This window comes from Haloferax sp. AS1, from assembly GCF_014530665.1.
Classification (GTDB): domain Archaea; phylum Halobacteriota; class Halobacteria; order Halobacteriales; family Haloferacaceae; genus Haloferax; species Haloferax volcanii.
Genome location: NZ_SPSA01000003.1, coordinates 110,630 through 131,042 on the forward strand (window position 1 = coordinate 110,630; position 20,413 = coordinate 131,042).

Annotated in this window: 14 protein-coding genes; 8 read left to right on the forward strand and 6 right to left on the reverse strand. The window is 67.2% G+C overall.

Annotation, left to right across the window (positions count from 1 at the left end):
- The first annotated feature begins 280 nt into the window (after positions 1–280).
- Positions 281–1,084, forward strand: a complete 804-nt coding sequence (locus tag E4P24_RS17430) for an inositol monophosphatase (protein ID WP_115861325.1) — start codon at positions 281–283, stop codon at positions 1,082–1,084.
- Between the two features lie 689 nt (positions 1,085–1,773).
- Positions 1,774–2,571 carry an IclR family transcriptional regulator gene (locus tag E4P24_RS17435; protein ID WP_188148946.1) on the forward strand — a complete coding sequence of 266 codons (798 nt, stop codon included), beginning with the start codon at positions 1,774–1,776 and terminating at the stop codon, positions 2,569–2,571.
- 64 nt (positions 2,572–2,635) lie between these two features.
- On the opposite strand, the gene E4P24_RS17440 is transcribed toward E4P24_RS17435, so the two are convergent.
- Positions 2,636–4,303, reverse strand: a complete 1,668-nt coding sequence (locus E4P24_RS17440; RefSeq protein WP_188148947.1) for an aldehyde ferredoxin oxidoreductase family protein — start codon at positions 4,301–4,303, stop codon at positions 2,636–2,638.
- 158 nt (positions 4,304–4,461) lie between these two features.
- On the opposite strand from E4P24_RS17440, the gene E4P24_RS17445 reads away from it, so the two are divergent.
- Both E4P24_RS17445 and E4P24_RS17450 read left to right on the forward strand, forming a co-directional pair.
- On the forward strand, positions 4,462–5,841 hold the full coding sequence (locus E4P24_RS17445; protein ID WP_188148948.1) for an aspartate aminotransferase family protein: 1,380 nt from the start codon (positions 4,462–4,464) through the stop codon (positions 5,839–5,841).
- A 15-nt stretch (positions 5,842–5,856) separates the two neighbouring features.
- Positions 5,857–6,243, forward strand: coding sequence for a Rid family detoxifying hydrolase (locus tag E4P24_RS17450; RefSeq protein WP_008097267.1), 387 nt, complete (start codon positions 5,857–5,859; stop codon positions 6,241–6,243).
- A gap of 75 nt (positions 6,244–6,318) precedes the next feature.
- Here E4P24_RS17450 and E4P24_RS17455 read toward each other — a convergent pair whose 3' ends face one another.
- On the reverse strand, positions 6,319–6,972 hold the full coding sequence (locus E4P24_RS17455) for a hypothetical protein (protein ID WP_004041279.1): 654 nt from the start codon (positions 6,970–6,972) through the stop codon (positions 6,319–6,321).
- A gap of 459 nt (positions 6,973–7,431) precedes the next feature.
- Here E4P24_RS17455 and E4P24_RS17460 point away from each other — a divergent pair, with 459 nt between their 5' ends.
- Together E4P24_RS17460 and E4P24_RS17465 are read left to right on the forward strand one after the other, a co-directional pair.
- Positions 7,432–9,066, forward strand: a complete 1,635-nt coding sequence (locus E4P24_RS17460) for a BCCT family transporter (RefSeq protein ID WP_004061931.1) — start codon at positions 7,432–7,434, stop codon at positions 9,064–9,066.
- A gap of 181 nt (positions 9,067–9,247) precedes the next feature.
- A complete protein-coding gene (locus tag E4P24_RS17465) occupies positions 9,248–10,612 on the forward strand; it encodes an aminotransferase class III-fold pyridoxal phosphate-dependent enzyme (RefSeq protein ID WP_188148949.1) in 1,365 nt (454 codons plus the stop codon).
- Between the two features lie 74 nt (positions 10,613–10,686).
- Here E4P24_RS17465 and E4P24_RS17470 read toward each other — a convergent pair whose 3' ends face one another.
- Complete coding sequence (locus tag E4P24_RS17470; protein WP_188148950.1) at positions 10,687–11,982, reverse strand: threonine/serine dehydratase; 1,296 nt, start codon at positions 11,980–11,982, stop codon at positions 10,687–10,689.
- Positions 11,979–13,289: an amidohydrolase gene (locus E4P24_RS17475; protein ID WP_115803674.1), complete on the reverse strand. Its 1,311-nt coding sequence runs from the start codon at positions 13,287–13,289 to the stop codon at positions 11,979–11,981. The genes E4P24_RS17470 and E4P24_RS17475 overlap by 4 nt, the downstream gene beginning before the upstream one ends.
- Positions 13,290–13,418: 129 nt before the next feature.
- On the opposite strand from E4P24_RS17475, the gene E4P24_RS17480 reads away from it, so the two are divergent.
- Positions 13,419–14,387, forward strand: coding sequence for a D-2-hydroxyacid dehydrogenase (locus tag E4P24_RS17480; protein WP_188148951.1), 969 nt, complete (start codon positions 13,419–13,421; stop codon positions 14,385–14,387).
- 6 nt (positions 14,388–14,393) lie between these two features.
- Positions 14,394–17,552 (forward strand): FAD-binding and (Fe-S)-binding domain-containing protein, encoded by a 3,159-nt coding sequence (locus E4P24_RS17485; protein ID WP_188148952.1) that lies wholly within the window; start codon positions 14,394–14,396, stop codon positions 17,550–17,552.
- 57 nt (positions 17,553–17,609) lie between these two features.
- Here E4P24_RS17485 and gdhB read toward each other — a convergent pair whose 3' ends face one another.
- Entirely contained in the window at positions 17,610–18,917 is a 1,308-nt protein-coding gene (gene gdhB / locus E4P24_RS17490) for a glutamate dehydrogenase GdhB (RefSeq protein ID WP_188148953.1), read from the reverse strand.
- Positions 18,918–18,943: 26 nt separating this feature from the next.
- Positions 18,944–20,122, reverse strand: a complete 1,179-nt coding sequence (locus E4P24_RS17495; protein WP_115861337.1) for a M24 family metallopeptidase — start codon at positions 20,120–20,122, stop codon at positions 18,944–18,946.
- Positions 20,123–20,413 lie beyond the last annotated feature (291 nt).

Sequence of the window (20,413 nt, forward strand, 5' to 3'; positions counted from 1 at the left end):
GCATGAGACGGCCAGTGAGCCAAGAGGATTCCGGCCTCGCTGACGACGGCTGCCGGCAGTGAGGTCAATTATCACCTGCACGCGGAATCCGCGCTCAACCGCCAACATCTGGCCGCGATAGTGAATCGCTATTCGAACAATACTCCGTGACGCGTCGGTGCGACGGCGAGCGACGCGGGAGCCGAGACGGACCCGGTGGCTCGGCGGTCACCGACGAGGGAGAGACAGAAGCGCTGTCCGCTGTCCGAGGCTTTTTTTCGCCGTGGGGAGATGTTCGGGCATGGATGCAGACCCGCGCGAAGCAGTCGCAATCGACGCCGCGGAAGTGGGAGCCGACCACGCGTCGGCGCGTTTCAGAACCGAACTGGACATCGAACAGAAAGGCGACGCAATCGACCTCGTGACCGAGGTCGACCGCGAGACACAACGGCGCGTCATCGCGGCGATTCGAGAGCGGTTCCCCGACGACGCGGTCGTCGGCGAGGAGGACGACGAACTGAAGACCGTCCCCGAGTCGGGCTACGCGTGGATTATCGACCCGATAGACGGGACGCAGAACTACACGCGGGGGGCCCGCGAGTGGGTGACGAGCGTCGCCGTCGTCGAGGACCAGACGCCGATTGCGGCGGTGAACGTCTCGCCCGAGACGGGAGACACCTACGTCGCGACGGCGGCGCGCGTCGAGCGGAACGGCCAACCCATGACGGTCAGCGACGAATCGAACACCAGCGCCTTTCTCGTCTCCTCGACGCTCCGGTATCAGGTGGGCGACCGGCCGGGAATCGAACGGCTCTCGGGCGATATCTTCGGGACGTTCGGTGAGATGCGAAAGCTCGGGACGACGCAGCTGACGCTGTCGCGACTCGCCGACGGGTCGATAGACGCGGTCATCGGATTCGACGAACACCCGAACGCGTGGGACACGGTCGCGGGGGTCTACCTCGTCGAGCGGGCGGGCGGAACGGTGACCGACATCCACGGGAACGCCTGGGGACCGGGACAGCCCGGTCTCGTCGCGTCCAACGGGCACGCACACGACGAGGTGCTCGAAGCGGCGCAGGCGGCGTTCGAGGAGACCCGATAACGGCGCAAACGGCATCACGCGGCATCGCGCCGACCCAAACCGAGTCCGTGGCGACGTGGGCGTGACCGCGACCTCGACCCTGAGCCCCGACCGACTGAATTACACGGTTACGCCTGTAATGGAGATGCGGACGAGAGACCGACGACGACGGGGAACCGTCAAGCGACCGGGAAGATATATCAACTCAAATATATTTCTGAGCGCGGGAAGCCGCACAGGGGACCGACCTCGGACGGACGGCGCGGCCGCAGCGCGCCGACGGATGAGACGGCAAACGAGCCGGGTTGTTCACCCGCCGACGGACCTACTTAAACGTTCACGCGTCCGAAAACCGAGCCGAGAGCGGTCGTCTCAGCCGCTCAGTCGCCCGTGAAACCGACTCTCACGCGTCTCGGAAGACTCGGCGTTCCTAACTCCCGAATACGTATATATGAACGAGCCGGTCACCCCGCAGCGGCCACGATGATTCCGACTCGAACAGGTCGTAATAATCATAGAGAACCATGTTAACTATTGACAATCAAAGCGCGAGCACATAAACGTTCGACTCCGCGGAACGCTCGGAGCACCGACCAGTCGGGGAGTGTCACGGGTACGCGAGCGTGCAGCGCCGGTGTCGCGGCCGTCGTGAGGGCGACAGTAGTCGTGACGGAGGTACATCTTTAAGCCCAGACCGTAGATTCCCCTCCATGAATAGACACGACCCGTCCGGCGTGCTCAAGACGACAGCCGCCTCCTTGGCGCTCGTCGACCACATCCTCGAACTGGAGGGGGCCACGATGGGCGAACTGGTCGAGGCGACCGACCTCGCGAAGAGCACCGTCCACGCTCACCTCAAGACGCTCGCGGAGTACGGCTACGTCGTGAACGTCGACAACGAGTACCACCTCGGGGCGAAGTTCTGCCACCTCGGAGACTACGTCAGGACGCGAAAGGACTACTACCGCGTCGCCCAAGAGACCGTCTCGTGGCTCGACAGCGAGTCGACGATGGACGCGGACTTCGCGGTCGAAGAACACGGTCGCATCGTCTCGCTGTACGGCGACCTCGAATTCGCCAACACGCCGCGCTTTCTCATCGACGGCAGCCCGTTTCACGTCCACACGACGTGTTCGGGCAAGGCGATTATCGCCGAGTACCCGGAGACGCGAGTGCGGGAGATTATCGACCGCTGGGGACTCCCGGCGGCGACTGACGACTCCATCACGACCGAAGACGAGCTGTTCGCGGAGTTGGCGACCGTCCGCGAGCAGGGCTACGCCGAAAACAGCGGCGAGGCGGTCGAGGGGTTTTGGGCCATCGGCAAAGCCGTGAAGTCGCCGCGCGGCGAGGTGTACGGGTCGCTGAATCTGAGCGGTCCCGCCTACGTCATCGACGAGGAGACGCGGGCGACGCAGGTCGAACTGCTCGAACGCGCCACCGAGCGGTTCGAACAGGGCGTCGCGGAGCTGTACCGAACACAACAGGACGAACTCGGAGAAAGATGACGGCGGTTGGGTGAGAGAACAGCGATTCGGTGAGAGAACAGCGATTCAGCGGGTCGGGCGCGCGTTACGCCGGGACGTTGCCGGACGGGACGATACCGTCGTCAGTCCACCCGCGACGCTCGTAGTACGCGTCGAGCGCCGCCTCGAACCCGTCTAGCTCGTCGGCGTACGGGAGCGTGTCGTCGCCGCGGTCGAAGCCGCGCTGGTTGTTGAAGTGGCGTTCGAGCGTGACGATGCGGTCGCCGACGGCCAGCAGGTCCTCGAAGTCGGCACCGAACAGCATCTCGTAGCGCTCGGGGGTCATGAAGTCCCGCGAGAACTTACAGACGATGCCGCTGTCGTTGAGCGCCATCTGGTTTTCCTTCTCGATGAGGCGCTTGGGCTTGCCCTCGAAGCCCTCCGGCGGGTAGGCGTCGTCCTTGCCGACCAGCGGGTACTCCTGCGAGTAGAACACCGCGTACATGTGGTCCGCGCCGCGGTTGGCGACGGCGTACGACAGGCCCTGCCCGTGGAGGACGCGGCCCTCGTGGGCGGCGAAGTCCATCCCCTTGACCGTCCAGTTCTCCACGCCGAGGTCGTCGTGGACGCGATCGATGCCCTCCGCGAGGTCGTCGCCGACGCCCTCCCGGAGCGCGATTTTCTCCACGAGGTCGTGGATGAGGTCGGTGTTGCCGAACTCGTCTTCGCTGGCGAGGTAGGCCGCGACGGTGTTGCCGGCCGAGATGGCGTCGAGTCCGTAGCGGTCGCACAGCTCGTTCGACTTCATCACTTCCACGATGTCGTCGACGCCGGAGTTCGACCCGAACGCCATGGTGACTTCGAACTCGGGCCCCTCGGTCTCGACGCCCGCCGCCTCGTCTCTCGTGGGGAGCTTACACGCGAACGCGCAGGCCGAGCAGGTTCCCTTCTTGTACTTCTTCTGCTCGATGGCGTCGCCGTTGATGCCCTCCGCGCCCTCGAAGTGGCGCTCGGAGAAGTAGTACGACGGGAGACCGTCCATCTCGTTTGCGAGGTCCAGCACGGCGACCGTCCCTTGACGCTTCATGATGTGGTCGTCGGTGGCGGCGTCGCGGTGAATCTCCATCTGCGACGCCGGAATCTCGATGTCGGGCGCGGCATCGCCGCCGAAGGTGAGCGCCTTCACGTTCTTCGACCCGAGGACCGCGCCGAGGCCGCCGCGGCCGAACGCGCGCTCCTCGCTCGTCATGATGGAGGCGAAGCGCACGAGGTTCTCGCCGGCGGGACCGACGACCATCGTCCGGTCGGCTTCGATGCCGTGTTCGTCGTCGAGGTACGCGACCGTCTCGGGGACCGTCGCGCCGGCGAGGTCCGGGACGGCCTCGAACTCGACGCCCTCGTCTGTGACGTGGAGGACGACCAGTTCGTCGCTCGCGCCCGCGAGTTCGACCGCCGAGTAGCCCGCGTCAGCGAAGTTCCGCGAGACGAACCCGCCGGCGTTCGACGAGCAGAGGCCGCCGGTCAAAGGCGAGACGCTGGTGCAGTTCGTGCGGCCGGTGAAGCTCATGGTCGACGCCTGCATCGGGCCGGTGCTGAAGTACACCCGGTTGTCCGGGCTGAACGGATCCACGTCGAAGGGAACGCGCTCGTGGGCGAGTCGAGTGGCGACCCCGCGCCCGCCGACGTAGGATTCGAGAATCCCGTCGATGTCTTCCGTCCGACTCGTCTCGTCCCCCAGGTCGACCGTGAGAAGCGGACCTTTTGCGTGTAACATTGGAAAAAGAAGGAGTTGCCTCGCACAAATCCATTGTGGTTACTGTTGTGTCGCTAACCAAATCACCGCGGGAGGTCGACTTCGAAACCGGATACTGTGTACGTTATCAATAGGAATCGTGGACAAATTATTTATGACTGTTCTGCATGGGTTGAGGCATGGTCGCAGGTCCGCCGATTCACGAGTTGCACTTCGACGACGCGCCGAGCGTGGACGACGTTCCGGGGCCGAAGTCGACGCGACTCCTCGAAAAGCAACAGCGAATCGACAGCAGCGCCGTCTCGTACCCCGAAGACATCCCCATCGCGTTCGACAGCGGGAAAGGCGCGACGGTGCGCGACGCCGACGGCAACACCTTCATCGACATGTTCGCCGGTATCGGCGTGCTGAACGTCGGCCACTCGAACCCGTACGTCCTCGACGCGGTCCACGAGCAGACGGACAAGTTCGTCCACACCGTCGACTTCCCGACCGAGGCGCGGCTCGACCTCATCGAGAAGCTGGACGAAATCGCGCCCGAGGGGCTGCGCGGGAACAACCGCGTCGTCTTCGGCGGCCCGACGGGAAGCGACGCCATCGAGGCCTCGATTAAACTCGCCAAGTACAACACCGAGGGGACCGGTCTCGTCGCCTTCCGCGGCGCGTACCACGGCGCGACGAGCGGCGCGATGAGCCTCACCGGCAACAAGAAGTTCAAAGGCGACTACGCGCCGCTGCTGCCCGACGTGGTCCACGCGCCCTACCCGAACACGGTCGAGATGGGCAAGGGCCCGCAGGAGGCGGTGGACCACTGTCTCGAAGAGGTCAAGGCCATCTTCGAGGACCCCTACGGCGGCCTCGCCAACCCGGCGGGCATCTTCGTCGAGCCGATTCAGGGAGAGGGCGGCGTCGTCACCCCGCCGAAGGGATTCCTGAAGGGTCTCCGCGACATCGCCGACGACAACGACGTGCCGCTCGTGTTCGACGAGATTCAGAGCGGTCTCGGGCGCACCGGCGAGTGGTGGGCCAGCGAGTGGTACGGCGTCACGCCGGACGTGATGACCTCGGCGAAGGCGCTCGGCGGGACCGGCTTCCCGCTGTCGGCGACCATCTACCACGAGGACCTCGACACGTGGGGGTCGGGCGACCACGCGGGAACCTACCGCGGCCACGTCGTCGGGATGCGCGCCGGCACCCGCGCCATCGAGTACATCCAGGAACACGACCTCCTCGCGCACGCCCGCGACCTCGGCCAGTACATCCGCGGCCGGCTCTCGGAGGTCGCGGAGGACAACCCCCGAATCGTGGACGTTCGCGGGAAGGGCCTGTTCATCGGCGCGGAGTTCGTCGACGCCGAGGGCAACCCCGACGGCGACGCGGCCGACGCGCTCCAGCAGTACTGCTTCGAGCGCGGCGTGCTGGTGTGGAAGGCCGGCCGGCACGGCAACATCCTGCGGCTGCTCCCGCCGCTCGTGCTCACCCGCGACCTCGCGGAGACGGCGCTCGACGTCATCACCGACGGCATCGAGTCGGTCACGGCCGAAACGCAACGAGTCTAACCACCCTCACCACCGATGCCACCGGAACGAGTCATCACGGACGACGCCCCGCGCACCGACAACCCCTACTCGCAGGGCGTCGTCGCCGGCGACACGCTCTACGTCTCGGGCTACGGCCCGGTCGACCCCGAGACGGGCGAGGAGGTCGACGGCGACATCGAAGCACAGACCGACCGCGTGCTCGACAACATCGCGGCCGTCGTCTCCGAGGCCGGCGGCGACGGCCTCGACGACGCGGTGAAACTGACGGTGTACGTCACCGACCTCGACGACTACGAACGGGTGAACGAGGCGTACGGCGCGCGGTTCGACGAGGTGCCGCCGGCCCGCGTCTGCGTCGAGGTGGCGCGACTCCCCGGCGACGTGCGAGTCGAGATGGACGCGATAGCGTATCTCGGATAGGTCGCGGATGCGGGGACGGGGCGCGGGGACGCACCCGCGCGACAGCCGAGGTTCCGGGGACCGGCGACCCGCCGGTCAGTCGTTCAGGTCGTCGACTCGGCGGTCGCGCCGCTCGTTCGCGGCGTCGATTCGCTCGACGAACTCGGACATCTGCGCTTTCATGTCGGCGCGCAGGTCGGTCGCAGAGAAGTCGTCGGACTCCGCGAGGAGCCTGACGAACGCCTGTAACTCCTCGTCTGTGAGCTGGTCGAACGCGCCGCGTTCGAGCTTGTCGATGACGGCGTCGACGTCGATTTGGCCGACCGGTTCGACGTTGAAATCGACCGTGACCATCCGGTAGTCGGAGCCGGCCAGTTCCTGTTCGGCCTTGTTGACGCCCTCGGCGAGCATGTCCTTGAACGGGGTGTAGTAGCCCATCGTCCCGAGGTGGAGGAAGGCGAGCATGTCGGTGATGCCCCGCGTGTACGCCTCGCGGTCGGCGGCGTCGGGGTTGAACACCGTCTCGCGGTCGCGGTCTTCGAGCGACTCGAACAGGATGGTGAAATCGAGGATGGCGTTGCGGAGGCGTCGTCGAATCCGGTTTCGCTTCTGTTTTTTCGAGTGGTCGGTGTAGTCGGTCTTCCGGCCGAGCAGGAACTCGCGGTCGCTCGGCGTGAGGATGCCGCGGCCGCGGTCGGCGGCGTAGGCGAGGTCGTCGGTGCCGTCCGTTCCGTCGGCGTCGTTTGCCATATACAGAACGCGTGTACGAATTCGATTAAGCGTTACGAACGAACCGGAAATTCGGCAGATACGGGCCGGAAACCCGGGATTCCTCGGATTCTGTCTACAATTCGTGTGAGAACGCCGGGAGCGCGCGAACGAGGCGGCACCGTTCGGAGCGAAGCGCCCGGCCACGGCGCGACGACCAACCGAAATCGAACCGACCACCGATTTTTCGACCGTTTGTAAACGGATTCCGTTCTCGGCGTCACCGATAACCACAAATTTTATGGTAATGTTTGCACTTGTCGTGACGTAAGACACCAGGTAGCATGGTGTCCGTCGGAGCGATAGCATGACAGACCACATTACAGCACACGGGTGCAACGGTCATCGTGGCGCACAGTTCGGGGCGCGGGCCTCGACCAGTCAGTCGGGAGGTGACGGCTCCGTGCGCACGGAGTCGAGAGGCGCGGTCACTCACGGGGGGTGTCGGCGGTGAGTTCCTCCAACGGCGCGGTCAGCGAGTTCCTCGACGAAATCGAGCCGGTGATATTCGCGTTCGGCGCGGCGATAACGCTGCTTTTCGTCGGCGCGTTCAGCCTCAATCCCGAAGGCTCCTACGAGTTCGTCCTCGGAATTCGCCGGTGGATTCTCGCGACGTTCAACTGGTTCTTCCTGATAGCGATGCTCGGGTTCGTCCTGTTCTTGGGCTTCGTCATCTTCGGGCCGTGGGGGAACCTGAAGCTCGGTGACGAGGACCCCGAGTACGGCTTCCTCTCGTACTTCGCGATGATGTACTCCGCCGGCCTCGCGGCGGGCATCGTCTTCTGGGGCCCCGCGGAGGCGCTGTTCCACTACTCGACGGTCCCGCCGCTGTACGGGGCCGAGGCCCAGTCCTCGGCGGCGATGCCGCTTGCGGTCCAGTACTCCATCTTCCACTGGAGTCTGACCCAGTGGTCGTGTTTCACCGTGATGGGCCTCGCCATCGGCTACTTCGTCTACAACTACGACGCGCCGCTCCGCGTGTCGGCGGTGCTGACGCCGATTCTCGGCGCGGACAACGTCGACGGCGCAATCGGGAAAGTCGTCGACATCCTCGCCGTGTTCGCGACCCTCGGCGGCGTCGCCACCTCGCTTGGCTTCATCGGGAGCCAGTTCATCACCGGCCTGAACTTCCAGTGGGGTATCCAGCTCGGTGACGTGGGGACCATCCTCGTCATCACGGGCATGGTGGTCATCTTCACCATCTCGTTGGTGTTAGGCGTCGACAAGGGGATTCGCCGGCTCTCGAACTTCAACATGGTCGTGTTCGGCCTATTGATGCTCGCGACGCTGATATTCGGGCCGACCTTCCGCATCCTCGAACTCGGTACGCAGGCGACCGGCGGCTTCGTCGGTGATTTCTTCCAGATGAGCCTGTTCACGCAGGCCACCGCGACCAGCGCCAGTAAGTGGGTCAACGCGTGGACCGTCTTCTACTGGCTTTGGCCGCTCGCGTGGTCGCCCTTCGCGGGGCTGTTCATCGCCCGCATCTCGCGCGGTCGGAGCGTCCGCGAAGTCGCGTTCGCCGGCATCGGCGCGACCTCGCTCGCGACGGTCCCGTGGTTCGCCATCGTCGGCGGCGCGGGCGTCATCATGCAGCACACGGGCGCGGCGAACGTCCTCGGTCCGGTCTCGGAGTACGGCGAGGCGGTCTCGGGGTACGTCCTCTTCGGCAATCTCCCCATCGCCGGGCCGCTCCTCCTGTTCGCGTTCCTCGTGCTCGTGACGACGTTCTTCGTCACCTCGGCCGACTCCTCGACGCTCGCGGTGTCGATGATGACCACCGGCGGGAAAGAAGAGCCGTCCGCGCTCAACCGCATCTTCTGGGCCGTCCTCCAGGGCGCGGTCGCGTCCATCCTGATGGTCGTCGGCGGCGTGAACGCCTTGCAGTCCGCGGCGATTATCACGGGCGCGCCGTTCGCGATTATCTGCGTGATAGCGACGCTCGGACTCATCCGAACCTTCCAACAGGACTACGGCAGCCTCCTCCTCCAAGACGAGACGCGCCTCTGGGGGAAGTCGGAGTCGACCGGCGGGCAAGCGCCGGCCGTGAACGTCTCCAGCCACGACGACGACTGACGCCGAGTCCAGCCGACCGCAGTTCCGTCCCCGTCGCCGTCCGTCTCCGTTCTCTGCGCTCGGTTCCCATCGCGAGCGCCGCCGGCGCGGTCGATACGGCCGACGCGACCGACGCGAATAGACCAACACGGTCGTCCCTGAGATACCAAGTTTTAATGTATGCCATTAACAAATCCTGTGTATGAATCGGGATACCGCAGAGCCGGACGCAGCAGCGCTGCCCGGACCCAACGCCGAGAAGTGGGTCGAGTTCCACCACGAACACGCCGCGCCCAGCGAGTACTCCCACGAGTTCGTCTGGGACGTGACCGCCGAGGCCGACGGCCCGTTCGTCACCGACGTGGACGACAACGTCCTCTTGGACTTCACCTGTCACATCGGGGCCGCCCCGCTCGGCTACAACAACGAGAAGGTGCTGTCGAAACTCCGGGAGTTCGACCTCGTCGAGCCGATGAAAATCGCCGGGCAGGACATGTACTTCGGAGCCGGTTCGGACCCCGAGACGGCCGAGTTCCCCGGGGCGAGCCACCTGATGGACAAGCTCACCGACGTGTCCTCTCACTACGGGATGGACACGGTGTTCCTGTCGAACTCCGGGGCCGAGGCCGTCGAGAACGCGATGAAGATAACGCACGACCACGAGGCCCCCGCGAAGTACGGCTACGCCTTCGAGGGGAGTTTCCACGGCCGGACGCTCGGGACGCTCTCGCTCACGAAGTCGAAGGAGGTCTACACCCGCCACTATCCGCAGGTCGCGGGCATCGAGACGGTGCCGTTCTGCGCGGATTCGGGCTGTTCGGGGGGCGACGACGCCTGCGACTGCGGCTTCTTCGCGGGCGACGGCTCGCGGTTGCGGAACTCCCTGTCGCCGGAGGGTGGCCACGTCAACCCCGACGAGGTCGCCTTCGCGATTCTCGAACCGATTCAGGGCGTCGGCGGCTACCGCTTCCCGAGCGAGGCGTTCATGGCCGAGGTGGGCGCCGTCTGCGACACCTACGACATCCCGCTCGTCGTGGACGAGATTCAGTCCGGCGTCGGCCGCACCGGCGAGATGTGGGCCGCCGACCACTACCCCATCGAACCCGACGTCATCGCCAGCGCGAAGGGACTCCGCGTCGGCGCGACCGTCTCGCGGTCCGACGTGTTCCCGACCGAGAAGAACCGCCTCGGGTCGACGTTCGGCGGCGGCGACCTGCTCGCGTCGATGCAGGGCGCGCTCACCCTCGACGCCATCGAGGAGTACGACCTGCTCGACAACGCGACCGAGCGCGGCCGGCAGGCGAGGGAACTCCTCGCCGACGACGCGCCCGACCACGTGGTCGACGTGCGCGGCAAGGGTCTGATGCTCGCCGTCGAGTTCGACACCAAGAAGCGCCGCGACGCCGTCGTCGAGGCGGCGCTCGACCGCGGCCTGCTCACCCTCGGCTGCGGGAAGAAGACGATTCGCCTCCTGCCCCCGCTCGACTCCACCGAGCGCGAAATCGAGCTGGGCGTGGGTATCTTCTGCGAGGCGATGGACGCCGTGGCGACCGAAGCGGTCGCGTGAGGGTCGGCGTCGCCAGCGAACAGCACAGAAAAGATGCAGGCCCGAGAGGGGCCACCCCCGTTTTTCCGGACGCGTCAGGATGACTCAGTAGACTCGCCGCGCTCGTCCAGCGAGTGCGAAGCGACTTCGACTCCGTCAAGCGCCGAAAGCGAGTCGAGCGCGTCCGCGAGGTGGTCCGGGCCGCTCCCGTCGAGTCGGACCTCGACCGGAACCCGATTCAGCGCGTCGGACGCGGTTCGGGCGGCGCGCTCGACGCTGTCGAGTTCGGCCCCCGAGGCAGCGACTGCCTCGGAGAGGTCGCCCAGCGTCGCCGGCCAGCCGTCGAGTTCGAGGCGGGCTTCGACGGCGCGCCCGAGCGCCTGCATCCCGACGCGAGTCAGTTCGGCGTGTTCGGAGAGGCCGACGTTGCCGCCGGAGACGACGGCCGCGACGCGCTCGTCCTCGACGTCGACCGCGCCGGAGAGCAGCGCGGCGACCGGGGCCGCGCCGGCCGGTTCGGTGACCGTCTTCGCCCGCTCCGCGAGGACCGTCGTGGCGACCGCGAGGTCCGTGTCGTCGACCGAGACCACGTCGTCGACGCGGTCGCGGACGACCGCGAAGGTCCGCTCTAACAGCCGCGCGTCGGCGATACCCTCGGCGACGGTATCGACCGCCGAGAGCATGCGAATCTCGTCGGCCTCCAGCGAGGGCTTGGCGTGGGCCGCGCCCTCGGGTTGGACGCCGATAACTCGCACCTCGGGGTCCCGCGCCTGCATCGCGGTGGCGATGCCCGAGATGAGGCCGCCGCCGCCGATGGAGACGAGAACCGCGTCCACGCCGGGCGCGTCGGCCGCGATTTCCCGCCCGACGGTTCCCTGCCCGGCGATGACGGCCGCGTCGTCGAAGGGGTGGACGAACTCCAGTCCCTCGTCCTCTGCGAGTCGCAGGGCGTGTTCGTACGACTCCTCGTACAGTTCTCCTTCGACGACGACGTCCGCGCCGTAACCGCGGGTCGCGTCGATTTTCACCGCCGGCGTGATTTCGGGGACGACGATGGTCGTGTCGATGTCCAATAGGTCGCCCGCGAGCGCGACGCCCTGCGCGTGGTTGCCGGCGCTGGAGGCGACGACGCCCCGCTCGCGCACCGACTCGGGGAGTTGCGCCATCGCGTTGTACGCGCCGCGAATCTTGAACGACCCCGTCCGCTGGACGTTCTCCAGTTTGAGGTCGACCCGCTCGGCCCCGCAGCGGTCGGCTATCGTCCGCGAGCTATCGAGCGGCGTCCGGTGGACCACGCCGTCGAGGCGCTCGTGGGCGTCCGCCACGTCGTCGGCGGTGACGATTTCGGACGCCGGCGGTGCCGACTCGCCGGTGACGCGCCCGTCGCTCATCGGTTCGCTCCCGTCCCGACTGTCGGTGCCGACTCGACCCCCACGACCGACAGAATCGACCGCGTGAGCACGTCGACGCCGGTTTCGAGGCTTCGTTCGTCCACGTCGAACGTCGCGGTGTGGTGGCTCGTCGGATGGTCGGTCCCGACGATAGAGTAACAGGCGAGGCCGCCGTCGCGCTGGACGCGCTCCATGAGGAACGTCGCGTCCTCGCTCGCGCCGAAGTCGGCGGTCTGGACGACGCGGTCGACGCCCTCGACGGTCTCGGCCGCGTCGGCCACAGCCTCCACGAGTTCGGGGTCGCTGTCGGCCCGGGGACTCTCGCTGACCACGTCGACCGTCGCCTCGCAGCCGTGCAGTTCGGCGGCCTTCTCGAACCGCCGGCGGAGTTCGGACTTCGCGTACTCCATGAGTTCGGTCGTCTCGCCGCGCGCCTCGGCGACGGCTTCGACCTCGTCGGCGATGACGTTGCTGGCGGTGCCGCCTTCGACCCGACCGACGTTGACGCGAGTCATCCCGTCGGAGTGTCGCGGGATGCCGTAGACGCTCTCGATGGCCGTTCCGAGCGCGTGGATGGCGTTCGCGCCGGCCTCCGGCGCTTTTCCGGCGTGGGCGGTCGTCCCCTCGATTTCCGCGTCGATGTGGCACATGGCGAGCGGTTTCTCGATGCCGGCGACGACTTCGCCCGTCGGGTGGTCGAGGCCGACGTGGACCGCGAAGAAGTAGTCGATGCCGGCGGCGTGCTCGCTTTTCGCCATGGGCGCGCCGCCCCCCGAAACCTCCTCTGCCGGCTGGAAGAACACGACGAGGCGACCCGAAAAGTCGCTCTCCTTGACGGCTTCGAGCGTCGCCAGCCCCCACGTCATGTGGGTGTCGTGGCCGCAGGCGTGCATCGTCTCGCCCGTCTCCGAGCGGAAGCCCTCGGCGGCGGGGTCGTGGCCCGCGTCGGCCGACTCCTCGATGAACAGCCCGTCGATGTCGACGCGGAGCCCGACCGTCGGTCCCTCGCCGCGGTCGAGAACGGCGACACAGCCGGTCGTCCCGCCGCGGAGGGGTTCGAGAAGCTCCGGGTCGGTCCCGCGGTCGAGCGCCCGCTCGTACCACTCGTCGAGCCGGTCGTCGCTCGGGACGGCCATCCGGTCTGCGGGGTCGTAGGCGTCCGCGCCGACGGCGAGTTCGTCCACGCCGATGGCGCGGAGTTCCTCGACGAGCCGCGCGGTCGTCCGGAACTCGCACCAACCCGGTTCGGGGTGGCGGTGGAGGTCTCTGCGAAGCTCCGCTAATCGCGCTCGAACGGCGTCAGCCATGCGTACACGTACCACCCGCCACCCACTTAAGCATAAACGGTATCCGTGGACACCGGCTACACAAAAAGACTAAGGGAGCGTCACCCAATCGATGTAGCAACCGCGCCCGCGACGCGCGCGACCGATATCATGACCGAGACAGACATCGTCGTCCTCCGCGAGGGGACCGAGGGCCTTTCGATGGAATCGTACGCCGACGCGCTCCGCGAGCGCCTCCCGGACCGGACCGTGACGCTCGCCCGGACGCCGAAACAGGAACGCGAACTCGTCGCCGACGCCCGCGTCGTCACGGGCATCACGATAGACGAGGACCTGCTGGACCGCGCCGACCGCCTCGAACTGTTCGCCTGCACGTTCGCCGGCACCGACCACGTCCCGATGGACGCGCTCGCGGACCACGGCGTCGCCGTCACCAACGCCGGCGGCATCCACGCGCCGGGCATCGCCGAGCAGGCCATCGGCAACATGCTCGTGTTCGCCCGCCGCCTCCACGAGGGCTGGCGGCGCAAAGAGCGCGCCGAGTGGCGGCACTTCCAATCGGGCGAGTTCACCGACAGCACGGTGACGATTATCGGCCTCGGCTCCATCGGGCAGGCCGTCGCTCAGCGGTTGCAGGGCTTCGAAGTCGAGACCGTCGGCATCCGCTACACCCCGTCGAAGGGCGGGCCGACCGACGAAGTCGCCGGCTTCGAATCCGACGCGATTCACGACGCGCTCTCCCGGAGCGACTACGTCGTGGTCGCGTGCCCGCTGAACGACCTGACCCGCGGGCTCATCGGGAACGCGGAGTTCGCCACGATGCCGACCGACGCGGTGCTCGTCAACGCCGCCCGCGGCGGCATCGTCGACACCGACGCGCTCGTGTCGGCGCTGCGGTCGAACAAGATTCGCGGGGCCGCGCTCGACGTAACCGACCCCGAGCCGCTCCCCGCGGACCACCCGCTGTGGGGGCTGGAGAACTGCCTCATCACGCCTCACACGGGCGGCCACACGCCGAAACACTGGGACCGCCTCGCCGACATCGTCGCCGGCAACCTCGGGCGGCTCGACGAGGGCGCGGAGCTGGAGAACCAAGTGCTGGCCGCCGAGTCGAACTGACTCCCGATGGCGACGCAGGAACGCCCCGACGACCCTCGCGGCGACCGGCGGGCCGACTCGCAGGTCGACCGGCGTGTCGACCCAAGCGACGACCCGCGCGCCGGCTACGACTACGCCGGCGGCGACACCGACCGCGAGGCGCTCGTCTCCGACCTCGACCGCCTCGTCGACGGCGACGTTCGGTTCGACGAGTACACCCGACAGCTGTACGCGACCGACGCGTCGGCGTACGAAGTGCTCCCCGTCGGCGTCGTCATGCCGACCTCGACCGCCGACGTGGCGGCGGTCGTGGAGTACTGCGCCGACCGCGAGATTCCCGTCCTCCCGCGCGGCGGCGGCACGAGTCTCGCCGGGCAGGCCGTCAACGAGGCGGTCGTCCTCGACCTCTCGCGGCACATGGACGGGGTCGAATCGGTGGACTCCGAGGCGGCGACGGCGACCGCGCAGGCCGGGGTTACGCTCGCGGAGCTCAATAACTCCGCGGCCGACCACGGTCTCACGTTCGGCCCGGACCCCGCCGCGGGCGACCGAAGCGTCCTCGGCGGCGCTATCGGCAACAACTCCACCGGCGCGCACTCGCTGAAGTACGGCAAGACCGACTACTACGTCGAAGAGTGCGAGGTCGTCCTCGCGGACGGGAGCGTCCACCAGTTCGGCGAGGTGGGCGTGGACGACCTCCGGGAGAAAGCCGACCCCGACAGCGACGCGTGGGGTGCCGACGGTCCGGAGAGTCCGCTTCTCCCCCGAATCTACGCCGAGGTCGTCCGCGTGCTCGACAAGAAGCGCGAGGAGATAGACGCCCGCTACCCGGACCTCAAGCGCAACGTCTCGGGGTACAACCTCGACGCGCTGGTCGACGAGGCGCGCGGGGAGCGCCCGCTTTCCGACGGGACCGGCACCGACCCTGACTGCGAGGCGGGGTCCGTGAACCTCGCGCGCCTGCTCGCCGGGAGCGAGGGCACCCTCGCCGTCGTGACCGAGGCGACCGTCTCGCTCGAACCGCTCCCGGAGACGAAGGCGGTCGCGCTCCTCACCTACGAGGACGTGTTCGACGCCGCCGCCGACGTGGCCCCCATCCTCGACCACGACCCCGCGGCGGTCGAACTCATCGACGACGTGCTCATCGACCTCGCGCTCGACACGGCCGAGTTCCACGACGTGGCCGCGTCGCTCCCCGACGGCACCCGCGCGGCCCTGCTGGTCGAGTTCTACGCCGACTCCGACGCGGACGGTCGGCGGAAAGTCGCCGACCTGCTGACGGCTCGCGCGCCATCGGTGACGCCGGAGGCGACGCCGTCTTCGGGCGTCGGCGTCGCTGACGACGCCCGCGCGTTCGACGCGCTGGAAGCCCACGACGAGGCGGCGCGCGCGGGGCTCTGGGAGATGCGCAAGGCCGCCGCGCCCATCCTGCTCTCGCGGACGACCGACGAGAAGCACATCTCGTTCATCGAGGACTGCGCCGTGCCAGCCGACGAACTGCCGGGGTACGTCGAGCGCTTCCGCGAGGTCATCGACGACCACGACGCGAACACGAGTTTCTACGCCCACGCGGGGCCGGGCGTGCTGCACGTCCGCCCGCTCGTCAACACGAAAACGCTCGACGGCCTCGACTCGTTCGAGACCATCGCCGACGAGGTGACTGACTTCGTCGTCGAGGCCGGCGGGTCGGTGTCGGGCGAACACGGCGACGGCCGCGCGCGGACCCAGTGGAACCGCAAACTGTACGGCGACCGCCTCTGGAACGCCTTCCGCGACCTCAAGACCGCGTTCGACCCCGACTGGCTCCTGAACCCGGGGCAGGTCTGCGGCGACGTGTCGATGACCGAGAACCTCCGCTTTTCCCCCGACTACGAGTTCGACGCCGGCTTCGACCCCGAACTCGAGTGGGACACCGAAAACGGCTTTCAGGGGATGGCGGAACTCTGCCACGGCTGCGGCGGCTGTCGGGGCGACCAGTCGACCACCGGCGGCGTGATGTGTCCGACCTACCGCGCCACGGAAGAGGAAGGATTGTCGACCCGCGGCCGGGCGAACATGCTCAGACAGGCGATGAGCGGCGACCTCGACGCCGACGCGACGGACACCGAGTTCATGCGCGAGGTGCTGGACCTCTGTGTCGGCTGTAAGGGCTGTGCCCGCGACTGTCCGAGCGAAGTCGACATGGCGAAACTCAAAGCCGAAGTCGAACACGCCCACCACCAGCGCGAGGGTGCGAGCCTCCGAGACCACCTGTTTGCCGAGGTGGACCGGCTGAACGAACTGGGGTCGCGACTCGCTCCGCTTTCGAACTGGGCGGCGAAGGTGCCGGGCGCGCGGACGGTCATGGAGAAGACCGTCGGCATCGCCCGAGAGCGGTCGCTCCCGACGTTCCACCGCGAATCGCTGGAAGACTGGTTCGAGGCGCGGGGCGGCGCTCGCGTCCCCGAGGCCGAGGCGACCGACAAGGTGCTTCTGTTCCCGGACAGCTACACCAACTACAACCACCCCGACGCGGGGAAGGCCGCGGTCCGCGTCCTCGAAGCCGCCGGCGTCCACGTCTCGATTCCCGACGACGTGACCGCTACCGGCCGCCCGGCCCACTCGAAGGGCTTTCTCGACCGGTCGCGGGCGCGCGCCGAGACGAACGTCGACGCGCTCGCGCCCCGCGTCGAATCCGGCTGGAGCGTCGTGCTCGTCGAGCCCTCGGACGCGGTCATGCTCCAGTCGGACTACCTCGACCTGCTTTCGAGCGAGGACGCCGAGCACGTCGCCGCCGAGACCTACGGCATCATGGAGTACCTCGACGCGAAGCGCCTCGTTGAGGGCCTCGACTGCGACGCGGCGGCGGGCGCGGCCGACGAGACGCTGACGTACCACGGTCACTGCCACCAGAAGGCGACGCGGAAGGACCACCACGCTGTCGGTGTCCTCCGGCGCGCCGGCTACGACGTGGACCCGCTCGATTCCGGCTGTTGCGGCATGGCCGGGAGCTTCGGCTACGAGGCCGAACACCACTCGCTGTCGACGGCCATCGGCGGCATCCTCGCGGACCAGATTAGCGGGAGCCGCGGCGACACCGTCGTCGCCCCCGGCGCGTCGTGTCGGACCCAACTGGAGGACATGGACGGCGCGGCCGACGACCCGCCGCACCCGATAGAGAAGGTCTCCGAAGCGGTCGCTAACTGAGACGCGCGCCGAAAAAGAACCGCGAGTCGTGTCAGCTTTCGCCCGACGCGCAGTCGCTCAGGGCCAGAGGCCCCGCGTCTCCTTCGCGCCGCCGATGCGAGAGAGCGCGACGACGTACGCCGCGTCGCGCCACGTCAGGTCGCGTTCTTCGACGTGTTCGCGGACCGCGTTCCACGCCTTGAGCATCTCCTCTTCGAGTTCCTCGTGGACGCGTTCGAGCGACCACTGGCGGCGGTTGATGTCCTGCAGCCACTCGAAGTACGAGACGGTGACGCCGCCGGCGTTGGCGAGGATGTCGGGGACGACCGGAACCCCGCGCTCTTCGAGGACGGCGTCGGCCGCGAACGTCGTCGGCCCGTTCGCGCCCTCGACGACCATCTCCGCCGAGATGGAGTCGACGTTCTCGGTCGTGATGACGTTCCCGATGGCCGCCGGGATGAGCACGTCCACGTCGAGTTCGAGCAGTTCCTCGTTCGAAAGCGACTCGGGGGCGTCGTAGCCCGACACCATGCCGGGGCGCTCGTCGTGGCCCTCGACGTCCTGCGTGTCGAGGCCGTCGGGGTCGTAGATGGCTCCGTCCACGTCGGAGACGGCGACCACCTTCGCGCCCCACTCGTCGAGGAGGCGGGCGGCGTTCGCGCCGACCGAACCGAACCCTTGGACCGCGACGGTCGTGTCTTCGATGTCCCAGTCGTAGAAGTCAACGGCCTCGCGGGTGACGATGGCGACGGAGCGACCGGGGGCTTCCTCGCGGCCGTACGACCCGCCGATGACCGGCGGCTTGCCCGTCACGACGCCGGGCGTCGTCTCGCCCTGCTGCATCGAGTAGGCGTCCATGAACCACGCCATCTCCTGCGGACCGGTTCCCATGTCGGGCGCGGGAACGTCCTTCTTCGGCCCGACGACGTTGCGAATCTCCTCGGCGAAGCGGCGCGTGAGTCGCTCGCGCTCCTCGTCGGAGAGCGTCTTCGGGTCGACCGCGACGCCGCCCTTGCCGCCGCCGAACGGCAGGTCCATCACGGCGCACTTCCAGGTCATCCACATCGAGAGCCCGATGCACTCGTCGGCGGTCACTTCCGGGTGGTAGCGAAGTCCGCCCTTGTACGGCCCGCGCACGTCGTCGTGCTGGGCGCGGAAGCCGGTGAACACGTCGAGCGAGCCGTCGTCGCGGCGGAGCGGGACCGACACCTGCTGGACTCGCGTCGGGTGCTTCAGGCGCGCGACGACGCCGTCGTCCACGTCGGCGTGACTCGCCGCGCGTTCGAGTTGCCGTCGCGCGGTCGCCAGCGCCGTCTCGGGTTCGGACCCCGAGCCGCCGTCGGTGACCGCCTCGCCGTTTCGATTTTTGCCATCTTCGTTCATCATATTAGGGCTGTGACCCGGAGTCATAATTAAGTTGTGAATAGCCGGCGGGGGAAGTCGGCCAGCGGTTCCGCCCCGTCGGACGTGACGACGAACGTCTCGCTGAGTTCGACGCCGAAGTCGTCGAACCAGAGACCGGGGATGGTGTGGAACGTCATGTTCTCTTCGAGGACGGTCTCGTCGCCGGGGCGGAGGCTCGCCGTGTGTTCGCCCCAGTCCGGGGGGTAGCCCAGCCCCATCGAGTAGCCGATGCGGTCTTTCTTCTCGATGCCGTACTGGGCGATGGTGTCGCGCCACGCCTTCTCGACGGCCTCGCAGGTCACGCCGGGTGCGACCGCGTCGAGGGCGGCTTCCATCCCCTCGACGACGATGTCGGCCCGCCGAGACAGCTCTTCGGGCGGGTCGCCGACGAACGTCGTCCGCGCGAGCGGCGAGTGGTAGCGGTGTCGACAGCCCGAGAGTTCGATGATGACCGGGTCGCCGTCCTCGAATTCGCGGTCGGTCCACGTGAGGTGCGGCGTGCCGGTGTGGTCCCCCGAGGGCATCAGCGGGACGATAGACGGGTAGTCGCCGCCGTAGTCGTCGGTTCCCTCGATGAGCGCCGAGTAGATTGCCTCGGCGGCCTCGTACTCGGGGACGCCCTCCTCGATGACGTCGAGGCCGGCCTGCATCGCGTTCTCGGAGATGCGGGCGGCCTCGCGCATGTAGTCGAGTTCGGCGTCGGACTTCTTGATGCGCACGCGGTTCACGAGGAGCGTCGTGTCCTCGAAGCTCGCCTCGGGGAGATTCTTTTGCAGGCGCGTGTACGACTTCGCGGTGAAGTAGTAGGCGTCCATTTCGAGGCCGACGCGAGCGTCGTCGACGCCGAGGTCCTCCAGCACGGCCGCGACGAAGTCCATCGGGTGGAGGTCGTGCGGCGACTGGACGTGGTCGTCGCTGTACGGCCGGATGCTCTCCTCGCTCAGCGTGGTCGTCGCGCGCGCGCCGTTGGCGTCCATGTCGCGGCCGACCCACACGGGTTCGTCGCGGTCCCGCGTGACCACGACGCCCTGATGGACGTAAAACGACCAGCCGTCGTAGCCGGTGAGATAGTTCATGTTCGCGGGGTCGCTCACGAAGAGCGCGTCCAGTCCCCGCTCGGCCATCCGCTCTTTGGTCCGGGCGATGCGTCTGTCGTACTCGGCGCTGTCGAATACGGCTCTTGGCATGGGAACCTCTATCGAACCATCGAATAGGGCCCGTAAAAATTTTTTGTGGACCACGGTCACGGATACTGTGTACGTCAACGCCGCGGTGGCAGTTAGTATTGTATATTATCCACATGACTATATCCGATGCAGAGGGCCACAGGTACCGGTCGTATCTCATTACAGCCATATTAAGCCTCCAGAAATTTGAATTATCTAAACTATGTGACTTATATAGATAATCTAGATTATTTCACCAAGCTATTGTGTTCCACAGATACAATTCTAACTGCCACCAGCTCACCGAAAACA